Source organism: Pseudomonas sp. NPDC090755 (genome assembly GCF_044769005.1).
GTDB lineage: Bacteria > Pseudomonadota > Gammaproteobacteria > Pseudomonadales > Pseudomonadaceae > Aquipseudomonas.
Genome location: NZ_JBIVXC010000016.1, coordinates 15,431 through 31,217 on the forward strand (window position 1 = coordinate 15,431; position 15,787 = coordinate 31,217).

15 protein-coding genes are annotated in these 15,787 nt (G+C 59.9%); 6 read left to right on the forward strand and 9 right to left on the reverse strand.

Annotated elements, in window-relative coordinates; genetic code table 11:
• Positions 1-9: 9 nt before the first annotated feature.
• Together ACIQUS_RS20535 and ACIQUS_RS20540 are read left to right on the forward strand one after the other, a co-directional pair.
• Positions 10-459: a DUF2247 family protein gene (locus ACIQUS_RS20535; protein WP_403050600.1), complete on the forward strand. Its 450-nt coding sequence runs from the start codon at positions 10-12 to the stop codon at positions 457-459.
• 736 nt (positions 460-1,195) lie between these two features.
• Positions 1,196-1,744, forward strand: coding sequence for an ATP-dependent Clp protease proteolytic subunit (locus tag ACIQUS_RS20540; protein ID WP_403050603.1), 549 nt, complete (start codon positions 1,196-1,198; stop codon positions 1,742-1,744).
• Between the two features lie 28 nt (positions 1,745-1,772).
• On the opposite strand, the gene ACIQUS_RS20545 is transcribed toward ACIQUS_RS20540, so the two are convergent.
• Positions 1,773-2,018, reverse strand: coding sequence for a hypothetical protein (locus ACIQUS_RS20545; RefSeq protein ID WP_403050606.1), 246 nt, complete (start codon positions 2,016-2,018; stop codon positions 1,773-1,775).
• An 82-nt stretch (positions 2,019-2,100) separates the two neighbouring features.
• A complete protein-coding gene (locus ACIQUS_RS20550; RefSeq protein ID WP_403050609.1) occupies positions 2,101-2,460 on the reverse strand; it encodes a hypothetical protein in 360 nt (119 codons plus the stop codon).
• Positions 2,461-2,663: 203 nt separating this feature from the next.
• Between ACIQUS_RS20550 and ACIQUS_RS20555 the strand changes: the two genes are divergently transcribed.
• A complete protein-coding gene (locus ACIQUS_RS20555; protein ID WP_403050612.1) occupies positions 2,664-3,158 on the forward strand; it encodes a hypothetical protein in 495 nt (164 codons plus the stop codon).
• Positions 3,159-3,194: 36 nt separating this feature from the next.
• On the opposite strand, the gene ACIQUS_RS20560 is transcribed toward ACIQUS_RS20555, so the two are convergent.
• Positions 3,195-6,890, reverse strand: a complete 3,696-nt coding sequence (locus ACIQUS_RS20560) for a hypothetical protein (RefSeq protein WP_403050615.1) — start codon at positions 6,888-6,890, stop codon at positions 3,195-3,197.
• 462 nt (positions 6,891-7,352) lie between these two features.
• Here ACIQUS_RS20560 and ACIQUS_RS20565 point away from each other — a divergent pair, with 462 nt between their 5' ends.
• Positions 7,353-7,739, forward strand: coding sequence for a hypothetical protein (locus ACIQUS_RS20565; RefSeq protein WP_403050618.1), 387 nt, complete (start codon positions 7,353-7,355; stop codon positions 7,737-7,739).
• A 78-nt stretch (positions 7,740-7,817) separates the two neighbouring features.
• Here ACIQUS_RS20565 and ACIQUS_RS20570 read toward each other — a convergent pair whose 3' ends face one another.
• Together ACIQUS_RS20570 and yghU are read right to left on the reverse strand one after the other, a co-directional pair.
• Positions 7,818-8,150, reverse strand: a complete 333-nt coding sequence (locus ACIQUS_RS20570; protein ID WP_403050621.1) for a YceK/YidQ family lipoprotein — start codon at positions 8,148-8,150, stop codon at positions 7,818-7,820.
• Between the two features lie 124 nt (positions 8,151-8,274).
• The gene (gene yghU, locus ACIQUS_RS20575) at positions 8,275-9,114 is read right to left on the reverse strand and encodes a glutathione-dependent disulfide-bond oxidoreductase (RefSeq protein ID WP_403050624.1); all 840 of its coding nucleotides are present in this window, start codon (positions 9,112-9,114) and stop codon (positions 8,275-8,277) included.
• 53 nt (positions 9,115-9,167) lie between these two features.
• Between yghU and ACIQUS_RS20580 the strand changes: the two genes are divergently transcribed.
• Both ACIQUS_RS20580 and ACIQUS_RS20585 read left to right on the forward strand, forming a co-directional pair.
• The gene (locus ACIQUS_RS20580) at positions 9,168-9,584 is read left to right on the forward strand and encodes a bleomycin resistance protein (protein ID WP_403050627.1); all 417 of its coding nucleotides are present in this window, start codon (positions 9,168-9,170) and stop codon (positions 9,582-9,584) included.
• Between the two features lie 335 nt (positions 9,585-9,919).
• Complete coding sequence (locus ACIQUS_RS20585; RefSeq protein WP_403050630.1) at positions 9,920-11,368, forward strand: sensor histidine kinase; 1,449 nt, start codon at positions 9,920-9,922, stop codon at positions 11,366-11,368.
• Between the two features lie 87 nt (positions 11,369-11,455).
• On the opposite strand, the gene ACIQUS_RS20590 is transcribed toward ACIQUS_RS20585, so the two are convergent.
• From ACIQUS_RS20590 to ACIQUS_RS20605, 4 genes are read right to left on the reverse strand one after another with little or no spacing between them, the layout of a single operon-like run.
• Positions 11,456-12,565, reverse strand: a complete 1,110-nt coding sequence (locus ACIQUS_RS20590; protein WP_403050633.1) for an agmatine/peptidylarginine deiminase — start codon at positions 12,563-12,565, stop codon at positions 11,456-11,458.
• 32 nt (positions 12,566-12,597) lie between these two features.
• The gene (locus tag ACIQUS_RS20595) at positions 12,598-13,695 is read right to left on the reverse strand and encodes an extracellular solute-binding protein (RefSeq protein ID WP_403050636.1); all 1,098 of its coding nucleotides are present in this window, start codon (positions 13,693-13,695) and stop codon (positions 12,598-12,600) included.
• 1 nt (position 13,696) lies between these two features.
• Positions 13,697-14,602, reverse strand: a complete 906-nt coding sequence (aguB, locus tag ACIQUS_RS20600) for an N-carbamoylputrescine amidase (protein WP_403050639.1) — start codon at positions 14,600-14,602, stop codon at positions 13,697-13,699.
• Positions 14,599-15,660, reverse strand: coding sequence for an agmatine/peptidylarginine deiminase (locus ACIQUS_RS20605; protein ID WP_403050642.1), 1,062 nt, complete (start codon positions 15,658-15,660; stop codon positions 14,599-14,601). Before ACIQUS_RS20605 ends, aguB begins: the two co-directional genes overlap by 4 nt.
• Positions 15,661-15,787 lie beyond the last annotated feature (127 nt).

Consider the following 15,787-nt stretch of genomic DNA (forward strand, 5'->3'; position numbering starts at 1 on the left):
GAGGAAATAATGTCTCCGTTCGAGATGCTGATTAAATTAGATTTGATGTGTTGGTCAACCGTTGTTGTGGGGTTTGGAAAGGGGTGGATGAAGAGAAAAGATATTTTTGATTACGCCATCAGTCAGCTAGCGAGCGGCAGTAATAGTGTGGATGTTGCTGTTATTGCAGGTGGGGAGTATTTAAGTGATGGCGATCTTCTTGACTTGATTTTAAAGCAGGTAAAAAAAACAGATTGCGCTTCTGACTTGGATAAATGGCGGCTGGCTTTTTTGCTATGTATCAAATCATCAGAAGATTGTGATGAAAGTAAGGTAAATAGACTTCAAGAAATCTATGCGGACTTTGACTACCCTGAAGATATGGCTTCGTGCAGCGTATATTCTCAAAATGATATCTCCCCGCTTGTGGCGATGGATCAGGTCGTGGGGGAGTTGAGGGAGAGGTTCTCGCTTCAGTAGCTTGATGGGTCAGATTTTTACCTGTTGAGGTGGTCCAAAAGCAACAGGTGGTGCAGTAGAGCTAACATTTGACAAGGCTACCCGGACTTGGACAACTCCAGCAGGGCTAGACTATGGACAAGGATCGGTTCAAGGAAACAGAGTTTTGCATGTTTTAGAGCATGCGAAGCCGAATCCGGCCAAGTCCAAATGCCCCACGCAATGTGATTCTGGGCGAACTCGACTCACTTGGTCGACCTACGGGAGTTACAGCAGTCCTTAGGGAGAGTTCATTGGGAAGCGGGTCGAGTGCTAACCCAGCAATTCGACCTCCAGGTTTTGAGGGGCAACCTGCTAACCACGCGCGAGGACATTTGCTTGCAAATTCACTAGCCTTTCGTTGGTAACGCGACAGACCCCCGACGGATGCCGAATAATGAGCTTCTCGAGTGGAACTCACGCATTTGAGAGAGAGGCGCAAATTCCAATCCATATCAAATTATCAATAATAAAAATTGATAATTATGGATTTCCATTTGTCGTTGTCAGCGTGGTTTTCTTGCAAATTTCATGAGCGTTGTTCTTCCTCGTTGCGCGGGTTTGAGTTCCCCAAGTCGCTGACGCAGCAACATGGATTAAATGGTTGGCGCAAAAACGCTTGTTACGAATGATCGGCGCAAAAGATAGACGCCCGGATTTTTAATCCACGCAGGGCCGTGGTGTCCTCGCTTTTCACAGAAGATATAGGAATGTTTTGATGGCTTTGCACGTTATTCACTTTATGAACAGCATAAATTCGGAAACATTGAGTGCCCTGCAGAGTGCCTCCCTCGGCGCGCTCCGGGAAGGCGCCACGGAAATCGCTATTCATCTCTCAAGCGATGGCGGAAGCACCGATCATGGTTTTGCTGCCTATCATTTTTTACGTTCTCTTCCAGTGCCACTGACCATGCACTGCATCGGTAACGTAGAGTCAATGGCCATCATCATGTTCCTGGCCGGTGAAAGACGATTGGCTGTTCCGCATGCGAAGTTTAAGATTCATCCGCTGCATTGGGGATTTAACGCAGGTTCCGTCGATCACGACCGGCTTGTTGAGTTCGGGGAGAGCCTGGATTTCGACGCTGATCGTTATGCAGTCATTTTCGAGGAGCGTACCAAGAACGCTGAAAAGCCTTTGGATGTCCGAACTCATCTCGCAGGGCGAGCGAATATCTTTGGGACCACCGCTGCCATCGATGCGCGGCTGGCCATTGATATTTCTGAGGTTGCGATCCCAGCAGCGGCAATTAATTGGTGGGTGTAGTTCGTTAACCGATCCTGATCTGCGCCGGTCAGTCCACTGGATCCGTTGGGTCTTCGGGCTTCCACCTGGCAATCAGGTCGACCAATAGTTCAGCAATGGCGTCACTGTTGCTAGATAGCACTTCAAGGTGTTCATTGATTCGATCAGAGGTATCCGTTGAGCCTTGCTGATCAATCCAGATGCCGATTTCCTCGATAGCAGAGCCCAGGGCATTGATGTTCTGGTTCAGGCGGCTCAGCAGGGCAGGGGTTGGATCATCGGGAAGGTCGGACATGTCGTTTCCTCTTCTATTGGAGGAAAGCGTAGCAGGCAGTAAAAAGCCCGCCGCAGCGGGCTTCTTCTCGAGGGAGAACAACTTACGGCGTCGTTGCCCGCAACCTTATGCCGCTCATTTCTACTTGCTGGCCGATAGCGAACGTATCACCCGGAGAACGCACAACCTGTTCCTTGCCAGAGCTATCGCGAACCTTGTACGCATTCTCCTCCAGCCCGGTTGCAGACTGCACACCCGATCCAATCAGCAGTCCCACACCTGCGCCAAGCAGCGCGCCGACGGGGCCACCGACAGCACCGCCGACCAGCATGCCAGTACCCGCTCCGTAACCGGCTCCAGCCGTTGTATCACCTTCCCGGGAAATCACTTCATCAGCGATTGCGGCGCCTACCCCGAAAATGCCCAAGGTAGCGCTCAAGACAACAACATGTAGTTTTTTCATGCTGCCTCCCAGTGGCAGGCAACATTACCTGCCACATCGGTCAAGGCAAACGGTCCGCAAACGTGTAGGGCGCTTGCCTGACACAAGGCTAAGCGTAGCAGCGGCAGAGATAGCCTGGCCCTCAATCGTTCACCAGACGGCTCGCCTCAACCAACCCTCTTTTACCTTACAATGGCCGACTTACATCCTCCACGGAAGGCCAAATGATCAAACGTTCTGCTGCACTTGTTCTCCTGGCAATGGCGCTGTCTGCCTGCCAGCCAAAATGGAAGCAGCTGACGGACGAAGAAGCCCAGCAGCAGCGCGAATTCGCCGAAGCACTGTGGGCCAAGGACAGGGCCAGAAACCCCAGCGTTGAAGAATGGCTCGGCGACCAGATCAGTCCCGACCGTTCGGCAGAGCAAAACGTGGTGCAGTTGATGTCCAGATCCCTTGAGCGGTGCCTGAGTGGCCGTGGCGACCTGTCGCCGGTCGGTTGCAGCAAGCGCTCGGTGCCCATCGTCGATAGCTACTACTTCGACCACTACTACACCTCCAGCAAGAAACCGCCGGCAGGTTACCTGACGGTCAGTCATGCCTACCTGAAGTGGTCCTCGGCGATGGAGGCCATCGCGCTTCCAGCCTCCTGGGAGGTGATTTCAGAGCGCGCCCTGCAAGCACGCGAGGCGATCGGGCGGGCTTCCTTTCCCGGGCTTTGAAGGCCAGGCGTGGGGCTGGTCGCAGCCCCGCGCACCTCAGAACTTGGAGAAGTTGATCGCATCGGCAATGATCGAGCCGCCAATGCCGGTCAACGACAGCAACAACGCCCGCACCAGGGGCTCTTCGGAGTAACGCGAGAACGCGCCGGTATTAAGTGCCGCGATGCGGGCGCGGATCATTTCCAGCTTTTCCCGGCTCAGTGTTTCGTCCGCGGGGAGCAACAGGTAGTTATCGATACGCTGCAAGGCGGTGCGGCGTGCTTTCTCCGCCGCGCGGCGCAACGATATTGCCGAGCTGAGCAGTATCACTGCGGTGAGCAGAAAGGTAATGACAATGCTCGGCGGGGTCGGCCAGTTATCGAAGTAACTGCTGCGTGAGGCAAGCATGATCAGCAAGACGACGGTCGGTGCATAGATCAGGCGATTGACGGCCGAAGTGCGCTTGGCGATCAGGTCCATGTCCATCCAGTCGTCGACGCAGGGGTGCGTTGCGGTCCCGAAGTGCAACTTATGCTCGATCCGCAGGTACTTTGGCCAGATGCCATGGTGAGCGCTCAATTGGCGGATGAAGCGCGTGAGCAGTCGGTTGGCGTCCACCACCCAGAACACCAGCAGCTGGAAAAACAAATAGGACAACAGCCAGCTCCATAGCCAGATATCCGAGCCGCCCCGAACCGGGACTCCCTCCATGGGCCACACCACCATCAGTACGCTGGTGATCACGACGAACACCCAGGTCGCGAGCATCGCCCGCAACAAGCGCGCCAAGAAGGTGCCGCATTCGCAGTGTTCGCGCCAGAAGCGCGAAATGAATACCAGCTCGCGCCCGTCACTGTTGACGGGCAGTCGCAGGGCACGCCGGGACTTTTTACTGATGTGGCTGATATCGCTGGGTGACAGCGGGAAGATGATCTTGAACAGCCAATGCCCCAATTGATCGAACCATTGACGCCATGACCACCTTTTGCCGCGTTGGTTGAACAGCGGAAAATGCCGCCACATCCTGGTCCGGTAAATGAGCGGTATAGGGCTCAGGTGGAACGCCCGGAGGATCTCGTCACGGTTGAGTTGCAAGTTGCGCCACCCCCAGAACAGCGCCGAGATCGAGATCAGTGCCGCCAGCAAGCGCAACGCGACAGTGGGCCAGGCGCTAATGCCCTGGAACAGGAACATGGGCTCACCCAGCCCGTCGAGGGTCAAGGGTCGACGAATCTGGTACGCCCACAACAAGGCCAGGATGAACACGACCATCGGCACCAGGATGTACCACCCCGAAGCATTGAACAGGCCGGCAATGCTGGCAGCACCACGTTCGGGCCTTGAAGATGGCGGCCTCGTTCGGCGAATAAGCTCTGCGCAAACAATGCCCAGGAGAATCAGCACGAACGCGATCCACATGAACTCCACCCGCCAGTACAAGGTCCCGACCAGGGTGGACAAGGCGGACGCCGTGTAGAGCGACATCGGCATGCTGCGAACCCAGGGCGGGAGCCGGTAGGGGGCCTCTTCTGGTTTCTGACCCGGGGGAGGGGGGTCGTCCGGCGTGGCGGGGCTTCTGTTGGTCCACCACCAGCCGAGAAAAAGGACCAGCACCAGCACTATCAATGACAATGGCCCCGCCCAAAAATAAGACAGGATCTTAGCAAAGCCTTCGCGCATTGCAGTGGACACCTCGGGGTAAGGTGGTTCCGCACGATCCTGCAGGCAGCGCAATGCCATGATGTCTTGTGGGCGAACACGGCTGATCTGGCCTGAGCGGCCGGGGTTTGGTGCTGCGCAATTCTCCGGGCGCGATTCGGTCAGTTGGCTTGCCAGGGGGATGAAACCTTTTATGCCCACCTCGTAGATGCCGGGTGAAAGTAGCCCTGACTTGGTGTAGTCGAACTTTGCCCGCTTGGCGTCGAAGCTTTGAGGGGCTTGTGCGGTCAGCACGGCGATGAACACGGCGCTCTGCAGGCTGTCGCGAAACGGTGGGACGTCCTGCTGCAGGGCTCGGGTCAGGGTCAGTCCATAGGACGAGGCCAATACCAGGTTGCGGGTTATCTCGGCCTGGCCGCGTTGCAACATGCGGGCATCGAGGTCGGTGGAGAAGAACACCTTGTTCGGCATGCGCGACTTCAGGGCTTGCAAGGCCAGCAATTTGTCATAGGTATCGAGCCCCAGGATGCCGATGGCGCCGATGCCGTCCTCACCGTTTCGCCGATAGACGTTGTCTTCATGAGCGATGTGCTCGGCCAGGCGGCGCAGGTAGTCGAGCTGGGAGTTGCCATCGGACTTTTCCAGCGGACTGGTGTCCAGTTCAATACTGTCTTTCTTGCTGTCTTTGCCAGGGGCCTTGTCAGCGCTGGCGGCTTCCTCCGGCAGGCGCCCATCCAGGCCGCGCAGGTAACTGAAGCGTAAGAGCCAGTCATCGACCGAGGCCATTTCTTGATCGCCCAGGTGGGCGCTGGTGGCCACCTGCGCCTTGAAGCTTTCGATCAATGCCCGGCTGTAGAAACTGTCCCACTCGGAGATCAGCGCGATGCGATTCTTGCGCTGGAAGCTATTTTGTCCACATTCGCTGGCGACCCGCATCACCGCGCCCGGCGCGCACTGCAAGCCGGCGACGGGATCGACTTTACGCAGTTTCAGTTCCTCCAGCAGCAGGGCTGTCATGGTGCGATCGTCGCTGATGGTGCGCAGCAGTTTGAGCGTCTTCTTCGGATAATTTGCATGCGTGGGTGTCTGGTCCGAACGGTCCTTGGGCTTTTCGATTCCTTGCATCAGCATGTTTCTGTCAGCGGTGGCCAAGGGTGAGTAAATCTCTACGTTGGGCACCCGTTCGCCTTCGTATTCCTGGCGGTACATGTCACGCAGCACGGTCGAATCAGCAGGTCCGATGACCTTCAGAATGGTTTCGTCGTCGGGTTTGGGGCAGGGCGGGGATGTCCCGTCCAGCTTGGCGACTTTGCACGACAAGGTCTGGCGCAGTTGCTCAAGCTTCAGCAAGGGGGTTGTGCCCAGGTGCTCTTGTTTGAGCCAGAACAAAATGGTGCGGGCGGACGGATGCGGGTTGTCGTCCATATCGGTGGGTGGATCGAAAGGGTTGGCGACAAAGGTTTCGTAGGGCAGTTCTGCGCGCTTGCCATTGCCCTGTGCATCGGATGGCTTTTCGGTCGGATCACCCCGCAGGTCGTACGCCAGGGCCAGGCAGCGGATGTTCTGTTCGTCTTCGGGCACCATACGGGCTGTCTTGAAGCCGGCGAGAATGGCGTAGCGCATGCGTCGGCGCAGTTCCACTTCTTCGGCGTAGGGCCCACCTTCGACCAGGGCAACCATGATGTTGATCGGCTCCGAGGGCTCGCTTGATGGGGTGGTCGCTACAGACGATTTGCCCGCAGTGGCGGTACCGGCCATTTCTGTCTCGGGGACACTTGGTGGTCGACTCCATTGTGGGGGGCGGGGCGGGGCGACAGGAATTGTGGCTTTGCCAAAGAGGTCCGGCGTGCATTCAGCGCCTTTTAGTGAGGTATTGTTATCTTTAAGTCGCTTGCGGTAGCGCTCCAGCGCATCGAAAGGGTCTTGCCACAGGCGTGCTTCAATAGGCAGCTGTGTCTGGAATTGCGCACCAAAGGGGCGTTGTTCGAGGAACGGAACACGGGTAAGCGCAAAGGTCGAGACAATCAGGCTAAGAATAATTGCACTGCCAGGTAACCAGAAACCGAGGTTGCTCCCTGAGTCGTTGTTGTTCATTTCGCTGGCCCTCAGGTGTCGAACCGACACCAGGAACAAGGTAAAGAACCCAATCGAGGAGCGCGCTTCGTACTAAAGGGCCTTGGCCATCGCTTGAACTCGCCAACAAATGAACCTTGCGGCGAGACCGGTTCCAATCGCTCTGTAACTGCCAGGTTGCCGGTGCTCCTGATAATTGTAGTGCAGTTGGCTAATTATCCAACTTGTGCCGGCTAAGGCTGTTGACTAGTGGGTTTGTACTGCGTAGTAAGAAGTTGGAAATTTGCAGCGCTATTGCCGGTGGCTTAACTTAATTCAAATTTAGAGTAGTGAATATAGCAAACCAGAATATTGCAGGATTGCTAAGCAGGCTAATATTTACAGGCGGTACAGGTGCCGATAAGCAGCGTGGGTTTATTATTAAAAAGGGTTGTGCTGATCCGTAACTGTCCATGATCTTCTATGGGGGTCGGAGGGTGTCGCATGAACACCTCGGCGCAAGCGGTGGGCTCAAGGCGGGCCGTCAGTGGGATGTTGTCTTCGTTTCTGATCACACTCTTTCTTGCAGGTTGTGCACAAAATCCTGATATTCGTATAGGGCATGACTACACGTCGGGTACCACCGCGAAGAGTCCGCAACACTATACGGCCTGTGTACAAGACGAGCTTAGAGGTAGCTCGAAAACGTACATTCAAGAGGACGGTGGCACGCTCAAACTTTATCTTGAAAGCACTGACCCGAACAAGGCAAGCGGCCTTGTTGAAGTCTCCGGTTCAGGGGGGCAGCATCAATTTTCTGCCTACCAACGGGATGCCTGGTATGACAAGGGACGGCTGCTCGATGCTGCGCTTGTCTGTTCAAATACCTGAGTAGCAAAAGGGGCGGATTTATTTTTGCGAGCGCTCTAAGAATAAATCTGCTCCCTTTCGCTTGCCGCACTCGACCGGCTACTGCAGTCGCGCCTTCGGTATGTTTCCGCTCTTGTCCTGCAAGTAGATCGAATAAGGCAACAGCACGGTATCTGCAACGCCTGAAAGGGCCATATCGACAAGCATCAACGGCGCCGACGGCTGGCCTTCAAGATGGGTGGGGCTACGGGGCTGCGCGTTGAGCGTGCAGAAGTCCAGCGCGACCCCGCTGTACAAGCGAGGGATGGACTCGCATCGGGAATCCCAGCGGGCAAGCTTGTCGCTCGCCACGCTGTCATCCCGGAACACGGTATTGACCGTTCCACAGCCGGTTAACAAGATCGACAACAAGAGGGCGCTTGCGAGTTTCATCATGCGTTCCATGCAAAGGGAGGTTGTTTAACCCGGTCATTCTGACCGGGCTCGGGCAATCTATCACCCGGTCACGGCAACGCCCCGAAACCTCAGGGCTGTTGCTGCACTGGGAGCCGGCGCTTCAATCCAGATCCCGCGCCTCATGCCGCTCCGCCACCTGGTCTGCCTCATCCCCCCAGGTCCGATTCACCCGTCGCCCGCGGATCACCGCCGGCCGCTCGGCAATTTCCCTGGCCCAGCGTTGCACGTGGGTGTAGTCCTGGACCGAGAGGAACTCCCCGGCCGAGTACAGGTTGCCCAGCGCCAGTTGCCCGTACCAGGACCACACCGCGATATCGGCAATGGTGTAGTCGTTGCCCGCCAGGTAGCGGCTTTCAGCCAGGCGTCGGTCCAGCACGTCCAGTTGACGCTTGGTTTCCATGGCAAAGCGGTTGATCGGGTATTCGAGCTTGTCCGGCGCATAGGCATAGAAATGCCCGAAGCCGCCGCCCAGGTACGGGGCTGCGCCCATCTGCCAGAACAGCCAGTTCAGGGCTTCGGTGCGGCCGGCCAGGTCGGTGGGCAGGAAACAGCCGAATTTTTCCGCGAGGTACAAGAGGATCGAGCCGGACTCGAAGACGCGCAGGGGCGGCTGCACGCTGTGGTCCACCAGGGCCGGGATCTTAGAGTTGGGGTTGATCTCGACGAAGCCGCTGGAGAACTGATCGCCGTCGTTGATGCGGATCAGCCAGGCATCGTATTCGGCACCGGTGTGCCCCAGCGCCAGTAGTTCTTCCAGCAGGATGGTGACTTTGATGCCGTTGGGAGTCGCCAGTGAGTAGAGTTGCAACGGGTGCTTGCCCACCGGCAGTACCTTGTCGTGGGTGGGGCCGGCGATGGGGCGGTTGATGTTGGCGAATTCGCCGCCAGAAGGCGCATCATGGCGCCAGACCTTGGGTGGGACGTAGGCTGCTTTACTCATGGGTCGGACCTGCTGGTAGGGATTTGCTCGCAATCAATGCAAGGGAAGCAATTATGTTCAAGATGAATGCCTTGGTGCCTGAGCTGATCGTCTCCGATCTGAGGCAAAGCCTGAGTTTCTACTGTGATGTGCTGGGCTTCAAGGTCGAATACTGGCGAGAGGAGGACAAGTTTGCCTTTCTCTCCTTTGGCCACAGCCAGATCATGCTGGAGCAGGACTGGCACACGGAGTCGCCCTGGCGGGTCGGGCCGCTGGAGCCGCCGTATGGGCGGGGGATGAACCTGTCGATCAACTGCCAGGATGCGCTGGCGCTGGTGTCTGCCTTGCAGGCTGCAGGCTGGGCGATCAGGCAAGGCATCGAAGAGCGCTGGTACCGTCAGGAGGACCGGCAGATCGGCCAGCGAAACTTCCTGGTGCTCGATCCGGATGGTTATTTGCTGCGTTTCGCCGAAGATATCGGCACCCGCTAGCCCGGTTGTACGCAGTCCGTAGCCGCAGCCTGGCGGCAGCGGCTACAGGGCGTTGGCGTTCAGAAGCCATCGCCGGCGTTGCCGGCTCCCACAGGGTTTAGGTGCAAGCCGCCCCCTGTGTGGGAGCTGGCGAAGCCTGCGATCGACTGCGCAGCAGTCGTAATGCCTCCACGACCGCTTCGCAGCCTGGCGGCAGCAGCTACAGGGATGGCGGGGGCGACAATGCAGGCGAAATGATGTCGAGCTAGAGTGTAAGGCAGGTGAGTGAGGCTTTGCGGGTTCCAGCCGTAACGCACTGTGCGATCACCGCAGTTCAATTCCGGCGAGCCTCTCCTATGAATGCAGCGACATCCTGGACCCGACACCTGTCGTTTCAACTGCCCAAGCCAGCACAGGTCCTTGGCCAGTTCAACCTGCTGCGCTGGTTCTCGATCATCAGCTTCATCATCATCGGCGCCGTGGCCATCGGCCTGGGCTCGTTGTCCACGCGCTTTTTGATGAACGAAAGCCTGGAGCGCGACGCGCTGTTGTCGGCCCAGTTCATCCAGGCGGTGGCCATCGGCGAGATTCGCCACCATGACCTGTCCGGCATGCAGATGGGCAACATTCTGGTCCCCAAGGCGTTCGGCATGCTGAAAGAGGAGACCTTGCGCAACCGGGTACGGGCGCGCTCGGAGTTTCTCGACCACCTGGCCCACCTGCCCGACTCACTGCTGGCCACCATCTATTCGCCGGACCGGGTGGTGATCTGGTCGACCAACCCGGCGCTGGTCGGGCGCAAGATCATCGGTGACAAGGCCCTGGAGGAGGCGTTCACGTCCAGGGGACGGGTGTCGGCGAAGTACACCGAAGTGCAGAAGGGGCGGATCGAGCAGCAGTTCATGCAAATGCCCCGTGCCTTTTTCATCGAGAACTACATTCCCCTGAATGACAGGCACGGCAACGTCCTGGCGATGGTGGAGATCTACAAGGAGCCGGTGGACCTGATCGAGCGGGTCAACCGGGGTTTTCGCCTGATCTGGATGGCCACCGCCCTGGGAGGGCTAGCCATCTATTGCGGCTTGTTCTGGATCGTCTGGCGGGCGTCGAAGCTGCTGGCCTCGCAGCAGGACCAACTGGTCGCCAACAAGACTTACGGCGGGCTGGTGGAGATGTCCACCGCGGTGGCCCACAGCATGCGCAATCCGCTGGCGAGCATTCGCACCAGTGCCGAACTGGCGCTGGGCGCGGCCGGGCAGCCGGCGGGCAAGAACATCGCTGATATCGTCAGCCAGGTCGACCGCATGTCGAGCTGGGTGCACGATCTGCTGCTGTGCCTGCGACCCTTGCGCGGGGAGGCGGAGCAGGTCGACCTGGTGGGCGCCGTGCATGCCACCGTGAGCGCCTTCGAGAAACAACTGGCCCAAGCCAGAATCCAGGTCGCGCTCGACGTCGCGCCCATGCCGCTGGTGGTCAGTCACCAGTTGCTGCTGGCCCAGGTACTCAACAGCGTGATCGCCAATGCCATCGAAGCGATGCCCGAAGGTGGCCGCCTGGCGATCGACACGTCCTTGTCCGCCGACGGCCAACAGGTGCAGTTGAGTCTCCATGACACTGGCAAGGGCCTGACCCGCCAGCAGGAAATGCTGGCCTTCAAGTCGATCTACACCACCCGCCAGGGTGGGCTTGGCATCGGTTTGATCATGGTCAGGCAGATCATGGAGCGCTTCGCAGGGGAGGTCAGCCTCAGCAGTCGTGAGCAGGAAGGTACTCGGGTTTGCCTGTTCTTCAAGGTCAGTGGCTAGAGATCTCTTGACGGCCTATCGCGGCCTGCGGCTTCCCACAGTGTCCGCGCATGCCCTTGTGGGAGCGGCCGCAGGCCGCGATGGGGGTTATTGACTGGACGGCATGTGCTTGCTGACGCAATGAATGCCGCCACCCCCCGCCGCAATCGGGTCGATATTCAACTGCTCGATCGTGCGCCCCGGGTACAGCCTGGCCAACAGGTCCTTGCAGTAGGCATCGGCCTGCGGGTCGCCGAACTCGGGGGCGATGATGGCGCCGTTGACCACCAGGTAGTTGATGTAACCGGCGGCGAATTCGTCGTTGTCGCGGGTGAAGCGGTTGCTGCGCAGTTTGCCCGGCGGCGGCAGCAGGTGCACGGTCAGGCGCCGGCCATCGGCATCGGTGGCCTGCTTGAGAATCTCCAGGTGCTTGCGGGTGACCTTGTAGTCGTAGGACTGCGGATCGTTGTCGAGGTTGGCGATGACCACGCCCGGGGCGACGAAGCGTGCGTAGAAGTCCACATGGGCGTCGGTGATGTCGCGGTTCTTGATACCCGGCAGCCAGATGATCTTGCGCAGGCCGAGGTTGTCCTTGAGCTCGGCCTCCACGTCACTGCGGCGCCACTGGCTGTTGCGGTTGTCATTGACCCAGCAGCTCTCGGTGATGATCGCCGTGCCATGGCCATCCACTTCGATGCCGCCGCCTTCGCCGGTCAGTTCGCTGCGCAGCAGGGGCACGCCGGTGGCCTTGCTCAACACCTTGGCCACCTCGCGATCGCGGCTGTGGCGCTGCTTGGCGCCCCAGCCATTGAAGTTGAAGTCCACCAGGGCGCTGTTGCCCTCGTCGTCGATGACAAAGCAGCCGCCGTAGTCGCGTACCCAGATGTCGTCCAGCGGCACCACCAGGAACGAGGTGTTGTGGGTGCCGCATTGGCGCCTGGCCAGCTCCAGGTCATTGGCGCGACAGAGCACGGTGACCGGCTGGTACTTGGCCACGGTCCTGGCCAGCTGCGCGATGCACTGGTTGACGGCCGCCGCCTGGTCCTCCCAGATCGCTTCGCTGGCGGCGAAGGCGACGAACAGCTGGCGCTGGGTCAGGTCTTCTTCGGGCATGTACCAGTCGCTGTCGGCCGCCGAAGCGAAACGCAGCGGGCCGGCCAGGCAGCCCATGCCGGCGAGCAGTGAAAGGGACTTGATCAGGGTACGACGGGGCATCATCTACAAAGGCTCTCTTTTCGGTGGCAACGTCTTCAGTTTGCCTGGGACGTCTTGAAGGTGGTCCAGGCGCGCATGCGCGCCCGCATGTCGCGCTGGCTGATGTCCTTGCCCGGGATCAGGCGGGCGTAGGTCGCGTCGCTGACATAGATGTCCGGGTTGTCGCGCATCTGCGGGTCGACCAGGGCACGTGCCTTGGCACTGGAGGTGGGGTAGCCGGTGAAGGAACTGATCGCCGCCATCTGCTGCGGCTGCATGATGAAGTTGATGAAAGTGTAGGCATAGTCCGGGTGGGCGGCGTCGGCGGGAATCGCCATGCTGTCCATCCAGATCGTCGTGCCTTCGACCGGGATGTGGTAGCGAAACTCCATGGCCTTGCCCGCCGAGTCGGCGGTGCGTTGCGCCTGGATCATGTCGCCGCTGTAGCCGAGTGACACGCAGGTGTCGCCGTTGACCAGCTGGGTTACCGGTTGCGACTGGAACTTGCGCACGTAGGGCTTGATGCCGTCGAGCAACTGCCGGGCGGCGAGCAGGTCTTCGGCCTTGCCGCTGCGCGGGTCCTTGCCCAGGTAGTTGAGCACCACGGCCAGCACCTCGTCGGGGGAGTCGATCATCGAGATCCCGCAGTCGGCCAGCTGCTTCGCGTTCTCCGGCTTGAACAACAGGTCGAGGCTGTTGACCGGCGCGTTGGGGAGGCGCTGCTCGATGGCGGCGCGGTTGTAGGTCAGGCCGATGCTGCCCCAGGTGTAGGGCACGGTGCTGCCACGGGAGTTGGGGTAGCGGTCGTGCAGGCGCTTGAGGCCCGGCTCGATATCGGCGAGGTGTTCGAGCTTGCCCGGGTCGAGTTTTTGCAGGGCGCCGGCACGGGCCAGGCGCTCGGCCACGGTGTCGCCGGGGAAGATCAGGTCGTAGCCGCTGTGACCCGAGAGCAGCTTGGCCTCCAGGGTTTCGCTGCTGTCCATGACGTCGTAGATGACCTTGATGCCGGTCTGTGCGGTGAAGCTTTTCAAGGTGTCTTCGGCGAAGTAGTCGGCCCAGTTGTACAGGCGCAGGACTTTGTCTTCGGCGCAGGCCACGCCCGACACAAGGAACAGGCTCAGGCTGGTGGCGAGCAGGGTACGTTTCGCGCGCATGTCAGGCTCCTTGTTTGAAGGTCGAGTGCGGGTGCTTGCCATCGAGCGTCAGCAGGGTGGCGTACATTTCCGGACGGCGGTCGCGGTAGATGCCCCAGGTCAGGCGCTCGTCACGCATGTGCGCCAGGTCCAGCTCGGCCAGCAGCACCGCGCTGCCACTGCGATCGGCTTCGGCCAGCAGGCGGCCCTTGTGGTCGGTGATGAACGAGGAGCCATAGAAGTCCATGGACAAGGCCGGATCCTGACTGGCCACCTCATGGCCGACGCGGTTGGCGGCGATCACCGGCAGGATGTTGGCGGCGGCATGGCCGCGCTGGGTCAGTTGCCAGTGATCGCGCGAGTCCAGGTCGGCGGCGCCAGGCTCGGTGCCGATGGCGGTGGGGAACAGCAGCACCTCGGCGCCTTGCAGGGCCAGGCAACGCGCGGTCTCCGGGAACCATTGGTCCCAGCAGATGGCCACGCCGATACGCCCGACCGCGGTGTCCCAGACGCGGAAGCCGGTGTCGCCGGGGCTGAAGTATTCCTTCTCCTGGTAGCCGATGGCGTTGGGGATGTGGGTCTTGCGGTAGACGTCCAGCAGGCGACCGTCGGCATCGGCCACCGTCAGCGAGTTGAAGCAGGCATTGCCGGCGCGCTCGTACCAGCTCAGGGGCAGGACCACCGACAACTCCCGGGCCAGCGCGGCGAAGCGCTTGAGCAGCGGGCTGTGCTCGAAGGTTTCGGCCAGGGCCAGGTGGCCGTGGTGCTGCTCGATGCAGAAGTACGGGGTGGCGAACAGCTCCGGCAGCAGGATCAGCCGCGCGCCGGACGCTGCCGCCTGACGCACCAGGCGCTCGGCCTGGTCGAGGTTGGCGGCCAGGTCCCAGCTGCAGGCCATTTGCAGGGTGGCGACGGTCAAGGTGCTCATTGCGCACCTCCAACCCGTGGCCAGGCCGGTTGTTGCTGGGTGATGCAGTGCACGCCACCGCCGCCATGGGCCAGCTGGTTGATGCGCACCGGGGCGATTTCGCGGTCGGGGAAGGCTCGCTGCAAGGTGGCGGCGGCCTCCTGGTCGGCGGCGATGCCGTAGGCCGGCATGATGATCGCGTTGTTGCAGATGTAGAAGTTGGTGTAGGAGGCGCAGAACACGTCGGCGCTTTCATCCACCGCATCGGTGGCTTCGTACAGGTCGATCAGCTCGAAGCGACGGCCGCGGGCGTCAGAGGCCAATTCCAGGGCGCGACGGTTTTCCCGCACCACCTGGGCGTAGGTGCTGGTGCTGTCGTGGGTGGCATCGACCAGCAGGGTAGCCGGGCGGGCGAAGGCACAGACGCCATCGACGTGGCCATCGGTCATGTCGCCGGTGACGAAGTCCGGATCGCCAGGCAGCCAGATGACTTTCTCCACGCCCAGCAGGCGGCCGAACACCTCCTCGATGTCGCGCTTGCTCATGCCCAGGTTGCGGTTGGCGTTGAGCAGCACCGACTCGGTTGTGATCAGCGTGCCTTCGCCATCGACGTGGATGGCGCCGCCTTCGTTGGACAGGTGGGTGCCGAAGCAATCCATGCCCAGGCCGTTGAGGATGCGTCGGGCCAGGCCCTCGTCCAGGCCATGCTCGGACTTGCCGCCCCAGGCATTGAAACGCCAGCTGACACCGGCCATGCCCAGGTGCGGGTGGCAGACGAAGCTGGGGCCCGAATCGCGGCACCAGCTGTCATCGACCGCAATCTGAACCAGTTCGATATTGGCCCCGCACAGCTGCCGGGCACGATCCACGGCGCTGGGGTCAACCACCATCTTCACCGGCTCGAAGTGGGCAATGGTATTGGCCACGCGGGCGAAGTCGGTTTGCACCTCGGCCAGGGACACGCCCCAGGTCGACTCCCAGAGGGCCTGGTTATGCGGCCAGACCATCCAGGTGGCGGCGTGTGGTACCCATTCGGCGGGCATGAACCAGCCGGTGTGCGTGGCGTTGTGGTTGTGCATGAGCAGGGGCCTTGAGTTAAGTTTTTGTTTTCAGTGTTTTGGCGACAGCAAACTTGATGGCTCATGCTATGGCTGGCTTAATGCACAAACAAACGATGAATTTTCCGTAGAACTGATTAGTGTGGCT